The organism is Geobacter sp. (assembly GCF_030834625.1).
In the GTDB taxonomy this organism is placed as follows: domain Bacteria; phylum Desulfobacterota; class Desulfuromonadia; order Geobacterales; family Geobacteraceae; genus Geobacter.
This window is the reverse complement of sequence record NZ_JAUQXO010000027.1, coordinates 136,565-142,912: the sequence shown is the minus strand read 5'-3', so window position 1 is coordinate 142,912 and position 6,348 is coordinate 136,565. Positions and strand designations below refer to the sequence as shown.

The 6,348-nt window shown below is 64.3% G+C and carries 8 protein-coding genes and 1 riboswitch; of the genes, 6 read left to right on the top strand and 2 right to left on the bottom strand.

What is annotated here, in order from left to right; all coding sequences use genetic code 11:
• On the bottom strand, nucleotides 1–777 hold a 777-nt coding region (locus RCH91_RS07525), incomplete at its 3' end, for a S8 family serine peptidase (protein ID WP_306534016.1).
• 75 nt (nucleotides 778–852) lie between these two features.
• A riboswitch (cyclic di-GMP riboswitch) is annotated at nucleotides 853–936 on the bottom strand.
• Between the two features lie 70 nt (nucleotides 937–1,006).
• The gene (locus RCH91_RS07520) at nucleotides 1,007–1,723 is read right to left on the bottom strand and encodes a Crp/Fnr family transcriptional regulator (RefSeq protein ID WP_306534015.1); all 717 of its coding nucleotides are present in this window, start codon (nucleotides 1,721–1,723) and stop codon (nucleotides 1,007–1,009) included.
• A gap of 171 nt (nucleotides 1,724–1,894) precedes the next feature.
• Between RCH91_RS07520 and RCH91_RS07515 the strand changes: the two genes are divergently transcribed.
• The 6 genes from RCH91_RS07515 to RCH91_RS07490 all read left to right on the top strand — a co-directional run bounded on the left by RCH91_RS07515 (nucleotide 1,895) and on the right by RCH91_RS07490 (nucleotide 6,295).
• The gene (locus tag RCH91_RS07515; protein WP_306534014.1) at nucleotides 1,895–2,437 is read left to right on the top strand and encodes an epoxyqueuosine reductase QueH; all 543 of its coding nucleotides are present in this window, start codon (nucleotides 1,895–1,897) and stop codon (nucleotides 2,435–2,437) included.
• Entirely contained in the window at nucleotides 2,437–2,649 is a 213-nt protein-coding gene (locus RCH91_RS07510) for a DUF2905 domain-containing protein (protein WP_306534013.1), read from the top strand. Before RCH91_RS07515 ends, RCH91_RS07510 begins: the two co-directional genes overlap by 1 nt.
• A 243-nt stretch (nucleotides 2,650–2,892) precedes the next feature.
• Complete coding sequence (locus tag RCH91_RS07505) at nucleotides 2,893–3,951, top strand: SPFH domain-containing protein (RefSeq protein WP_306534012.1); 1,059 nt, start codon at nucleotides 2,893–2,895, stop codon at nucleotides 3,949–3,951.
• 3 nt (nucleotides 3,952–3,954) lie between these two features.
• Nucleotides 3,955–4,671, top strand: coding sequence for a hypothetical protein (locus RCH91_RS07500; RefSeq protein WP_306534011.1), 717 nt, complete (start codon nucleotides 3,955–3,957; stop codon nucleotides 4,669–4,671).
• On the top strand, nucleotides 4,672–5,649 hold the full coding sequence (locus RCH91_RS07495; protein ID WP_306534010.1) for a hypothetical protein: 978 nt from the start codon (nucleotides 4,672–4,674) through the stop codon (nucleotides 5,647–5,649).
• A complete protein-coding gene (locus RCH91_RS07490) occupies nucleotides 5,642–6,295 on the top strand; it encodes a hypothetical protein (protein WP_306534009.1) in 654 nt (217 codons plus the stop codon). Before RCH91_RS07495 ends, RCH91_RS07490 begins: the two co-directional genes overlap by 8 nt.
• Nucleotides 6,296–6,348: the final 53 nt, after the last annotated feature.

Here is a 6,348-nt window from a genome sequence, read left to right as displayed (position 1 = left end):
ATAGTTGACGGCGTTCTGGAGGGTGGAGGAGCTGGTGGTTCCGCCGAAGCTGAGATTGATGATCCGGACGCCGTGGTCGGCGGCGTAGGTGATGGCGCTGGCCATGCGCGAATAGGTGGCGTAGCCGGTGGAGTCCGAGATCACGAGGGGCATGATCTGGTTCTGCCAGGCCACGCCGGCAACACCGGCTGCGTTGTTGGCCAGTGCCGCCGCCGAGCCTGCCACCTTCGTTCCGTGGCCGTAGACGTCATGGGTGTCGGTGGTGTTCGTGTAGAAGTTGAAGCCGGGGAGAAGCTTGCCGGCCAGGTCGGGGTGGCTGGGATCGACGCCCGTGTCCAGGATGGCGATGTCAACGGAACTCGAGCCGGTGCTGATGTCCCACCCCGCTGGTGCGGCAATTTTGGGCAGATGCCACTGGGAGACGTAGGAGGGGTCGTTGGGGGTTGCAAGGGGTTCAGCCAGATAGTTCTCTTCGACGAATGTTACGAGGGGGTTCCTGGCGAGGGCTGCCTTGACCTTGTCGCGGGCCGCAGCGGGAACCTTGATTCTCTTTATCCGGAGCTGGGGGATTTCTTCGGCTTCCTGGGCGCCTACAACCTTCAGCACGATGTTGGAGCCGACCTTGTGGACTCCGGCCTTGAACTGGACGAGCAGTTCATCGGTTTCGAACTTCTGGGGGGAGGGGGCGGCACTCGCCAATCCTGCTGCAAGGCAGATGACTCCGAAAGTGCCAAGGTGTACCGTGATTTTTCTACAAACTCGTTTCGTGCAGCGCATACGCCACCTCCATGGGTTGAGTTTGTTTCCTTCCTCAGAAACAGACCCCCGCACCAGTGAAGGCGGGCGTTGCTCGTCGACAACCCGGCTATCCTGCCCATGGAGGCAGGACCCGTAGCTTTGCGTCCCCCGGTTACCCGGAGTTTGCCCTTTTGGAAACTTTCTTTCCTTTGCGGGATGCTCTTCGATAGCAAAAAATAAGACTTAAATCAAGGTTTAGTGATTTATGTCACAAAAAAGGCGGGTTGTGAAAAAGGGTGGGTTTGAGGAGCATCCTGCGGCTGGTGAGTAACTCGATCTCTCCGTCCCGGGAGAAGCGGCTCAGAATGCGGCTTACCGTTTCCCGGGATACCGATGCGTAGCCGGCGACGATCCGGTGGGTGAGCTTGATGGTGAGGATTTTGCCCCGCGAATCGTCGACGCCGTACTGGGTGCCGAGATACTTGAGTACGCCCCTGATCTTCTGCTCGGCGGAGCCAAAACGGGAAAGCTTCATCAGGAACCACGATTCGCGCAGCCGCGCGCAGAGGACGGCGATGATCTGGCGCAGCATCCGGTCGTTGGTGAGGATCTGGCTGTTGAACGCCGGCCTGTCAATGAGGCCGACGGTGGCATCCTCGTGGGCGATGAGGGTTGCCGGAGACGTTCGGCCGTCGAGAAGGGCCATCTCGCCGAAAAAGGCCCCCTTGCGGTGAATGGCAAGGACCTGCTCTGTGCCGTTGGCCCCGTTTTGGACCACGCGCACCTTCCCGGCAAGGACGAGATACATGTAGTTGGAGGTGTCGGCCTCATGGAGGATAGTGCGGTTTTTGGGGAAGGACCGTATTTCAATGAGCCTGCTCAGGGCGTCGATGTCTTCGGGGGGGAGGGAAGCGAAAAGGGGAATGGTGCGCAGAATGGCGGTCAGGGTGGCATGGGTGGGGGGCTGTTGGCTCGTGGAGTTCATGGTTGTGATACCTGTCCATGGTGTAGAGTTTATTCTTCAGTGACAAGTATAGCAGCCCTGATGATGAATGCTCGCGGATGGGCAGCGATGAGCGCTTGAGCCCGCGGTGCCACTTGGGGTACTATCGGGATACCTGGTTTTCGTGAAATTCTGTCCGTAAAGGATTGTCGAATGAAGATACTTCTCCACATCTGCTGTGGGCCGTGCGCTGTCTATCCGGTGGCGCAGCTCCGGGACCGGGGCGCGGCGGTTACCGGCTACTGGTTCAACCACAACATCCATCCCTACCAGGAATACGTCCGCCGCCGGGACACGGTGCGGGAGTACGCCGCCAAGGTGGGGCTCGATGTGGTCTGGCGCGACGAGTACCGGCTGGAGGAGTTCCTGGCCGCCGTGGCCCAGAACCCGGAAGACCGCTGCTTCTACTGCTACTTCTCCCGCCTGGATGCCGTTGCGGCGGCAGCGGCGGCAGGGGGCTTCGACGCCTTCACCTCGACCCTTCTCTACAGCCGCTACCAAAAGCACGATGCCATCCGCGACTGCGCCGAGCGGGCTGCCGAGCGCCATGGCGTCCGCTTCTACTACGACGACTACCGGAGGGGGTGGCAGGAGGGGATCCGTGTGTCTAAGGAGTTGGGGCTCTACCGCCAGCAGTACTGTGGCTGCATCTACAGCGAGAAGGAGCGGTACCACCCCCGGGAGGGAGAGAAGTGATGCATGGTCTCGGCAGGTCGCTCATCGTCTTCGGGCTCATCATCGTCGCCGTGGGGGTCATCCTCATCTTTGCCGGCAAGATCCCCTGGGTTGGCCGGCTCCCCGGAGACATCTACGTGAAGCGTGGCAACTTCACCTTCTACTTCCCCCTCGCCACGAGTATCCTCATCTCCGTGATCCTATCCCTCATCCTCTGGCTTTTCAGGAAATGACAGTCTATTGTTAAAATACCTCAAGTTTTGTCCCTGGTCTCCGATACATGCTACAGCGGCTCAACCTGAAAAACCGGTTTTGAATAACACGGAGCAACGGAGCACCCGGAGTAAGATCAATGCGTTAAAAGCCTGATCTCAGTTATTGGCAGAAAATTGCTCATGCTTTCAAGCTTAAAGGTTTTCTCCGTGTGCTCCGTTGCTCAGTGTTATTCCAGAAGTATTTCCCGAATGGAGGTCCCCGTGGCGGTCAACAGCATGAATGCGGTCTTTCTTGAGGTTATCGAGTGGTTCGACGACAGCGGCCGGGAGATGGTCCGCCGCATCCCCGCCGAAGGGTCGGCGGAGATCAAGTTCGGCGCCCAACTGGTGGTGCGGGAGAGCCAGCGGGCGGTCTTCTTCAAGGACGGCAAGGCCGCCGACTGCTTCGGACCGGGGCGGCATACTCTCACCAGCGCCAACCTCCCGATCCTCACGAAGATCTTGGCGCTCCCCTGGGGGTTCACCTCCCCCTTCCGCTGCGAAGTCTGCTTCGTGGGGATGCACACCTTCACGGACCTGCGCTGGGGAACCAAGGAGCCGGTGGCGTTCCGGGACAGCCGCTTCGGCATGGTGCGCCTGCGGGCCTTCGGCACTTACACCCTTCGGGTAACTGACCCTGAGCTTCTGGTGAACGCCCTGGTGGGGACCCGGGGGCTTTACACCGCCGCCGAGCTGGAGGAGTTCTTCCGGGACATCATCGTGGCGCGGCTGAACGACTACCTGGGGGAGACCATCGACACGGTCCTCGATCTCCCGGCCCGCTACGACGAGACGGCCGCGGCCCTCAAGGGGCGGCTTGCCACCGATTTCGGCGGCTTCGGCATCGAGCTGGCCGAGCTTTATGTGAACGCAGTCACGCCGCCGCCGGAGGTCCAGAAGGTCATCGACGAGCGGAGCTCCATGGAGGCGGCCGGTGACGTGGACCGCTACCTGAAGTTCAAGGCGGCCCAAAGCCTGGAAAAGGCGGCGTCGGCCGAGGGTGGAGGCGAGGCGTCCCAGGGGATGGGGCTCGGCCTTGGCGCCGGCCTCGGCATGATGCTTCCCGGCATGGTGGCCAGCGCCATGGGGGGAGGTGCGGCGAAGCCGGTACCGGCCGTCGGCGGGGGGTGCCCCAGCTGTGCGGCCACGCTCGTGGCAGGGGCCAGGTTTTGCCACCAGTGCGGCGCAGCCGCAGGGGCCGGCTTCTGTGCCGGCTGCGGCAAGGAGCTGGCCAGCGATGCCCGGTTCTGTCCGGAGTGCGGACGGCCCGCCGGGGGATAGCCGGTGACCATATCCTGCCCCCAATGCGGCGCCCCGGTTGAGGCTCGCACCGAAACCCGCTTCCACCACTGCCCCTTCTGCACCTCCTCTTTCGTGGCGGAGCACGGGGTCGGCATCGCCGAGTACCAGATGACTCACGGGCGCGACGACCGGGTGGCCTGGAGCGCCCTGGCCTCGGTTCTGGAAGGGGAGGGGGCCGATCCATCGGTGGAGCGGGGCGGCTGCGAGTATCTCGTGGCCCCCTTCTGGCTTTCCCGCTCCGGCGGGGGAAGGCGCCTCATTCCGGCCCTTCGGCACCCCTGGTTTGGGGAAGCGCCCATCGCCCTTCCGGGGGGCGATCTCATCTTTGTGCCGGAGGGAAGCAATTTCACCCCTCCCGACATTCCCGTTGCCGAGGCCCTGGGGGATGGGGCCGGTCAGGAGCCCGGCTCCCTGACCCTCGTTCATCTTCCCCTCTATCTTCTCACCTGCCGCGTCGGCGGCAGCGATTGCCGGGCCGTGGTTTCGGCGGTGGACCGCCGGACGTATCTGCTGGATGCCCCACCGCGCCGTGCCTTTACGCTTCCGCTTCGTCACGTGGCGCTGGTGGCGGGGTATGCCCTGCTGCTCGTCATCGTGGGTCTGGCGGTGAAGAATCACCTTCACCGGGCCGTCGCCTTTGCCGTCATCTTTGGTGTTTCGTATCCTTCCCTGCACTCATTCCTCCGGCGGGAGGCCTGAATGGCCGAGCAGCAGACCGTCACCATCTCCTGTCCCCAGTGCGCAAGCCCCTTCTCCTTCCGTGAAGGGGACCGCAATGCCCCGTGCCCGTCCTGCGGCACCTCTCTTGCCGTTTCCGGCGAGGCGGGGATTTCCCGCTTCTGGATCGAGGAGCGGACCGACCTGGCCCAGGCCCGGGCCAATGCCCGCCGGGCCGTGGCCGCGGCCGGCGGCGACCCCCGGGTGGTTGAACGGCTCCGGTTCGAGGGAGGCGAGCTCTGCTTTCTCCCCTTCTGGCGGCTGCGGGGCCACGCCGCCGGCTGGCTCTGGACCGAGCGGGAAACGGTGGTGCGGGAAGAGGTGTACGACGAGAACGGCATGAAGATGGTGCGGGAGGTGCGGGGTCCCAACGAGCGCGCCACCGAGAGCGTCATGGTGGCGGTGGACTACAGCTCCCCCGCCTGTGATGTCTCACGCTTCGGCCTGCGGGGGATCGCCGTGGCCAGCGCCGTCCTCCCCCTTCAGGGGATGGATTTTGCCCTTGTCTCCCAACGGGGGACGGTGTTCGACCCGGTAAAAGGTCCCGACGAGGTGCGGCGGGAGGCGGTGGCCCAGGCCCGGGCCCGGGGCGGGGGGAAGGGGGTGCTCCGCTCCACGGGGCGTCTCTCCCTCTGCGGCGAGCGTCTTGCCCTCATCTCCTACCCGGTCTGGAGTCTCACCTTCGCCCGGGGCGAAAGGCTCTATCCCGTCACCATCGACGGGGTGAACGGCCGGGTTCTGGCGGGGCGGCTTCCGGGGGCGGCGCGGCTGACGGTCCTGCGTCCCCTCCTTTCGGTGACGCTTCTGGTGTTCGCCTTCACGGTCCATCACCTGCTCGGCGCAGCCGGTGCCGTGGGGTTCCTGGGCTGGCTGGCATCCAACGGCGGGCTCTCGACGGAGCGGCTTGCCGCCTGGTTTTTCGCCCTTGTGGAGCGGCGGGGGGAGGTGGATCTTGGCTGACCGGCACGACCTGCGCGTCATTCCCCTCCGTTGCCCGGCGTGCGGCACTGATCTCACCGCCGGCGGCGAAGACGTCATCTTCCCCTGCCGATCGTGCGGCACCTACCGGGAACTGGTGGGGGAGGAGCTGGTGCTGCGGGAGATTGTCCACACGGCCGGTCCTGACCTGGACGTTCCCCCGGCGGCGCGGCGGGAGATGGAACGGCTTCCCTTCTGGGTATTACCCTTCCGGGCGACCACGGTCGGCGGTGAAGTGGCCACCCTGCGGGAGTACCTGGCCCTGGCGGGCTCCATCACACAACTTTCCCCGGGCCGGGGTGAGAAGCCTCCCCTTGTCTTCGTCCCGGCATTCGCCGCCAAGTCCGTGTCGCTTCTCAGGGCCGGCCGGCTCCTGACTCTCCGCTCCCCCGCCCTGGGCCGTTCCGCCGGCGTCCCTGCGCGCATGGCTCCCATCGTCTTCCGGGAGGCCGACGCCCGGGCCCTGGCCGAAGCGGTGGTGCTTGCCACGGTGGCCACGGAGCGGCGCGTGAACCAGCGGTTCCTCGAATCTTTCGTCGTCCGCTGCGGGGCCGGCCGGCTCCTCTCGATCCCCTTCGACGACCGTGAGGGGAGGCTCCATCAGCCTGATCTTGACCTGGAGATATAGGGAGATAGAGGGTTGTCTTTTCCTTCATTCCTGCTACCTTTAATCCGTGTGAT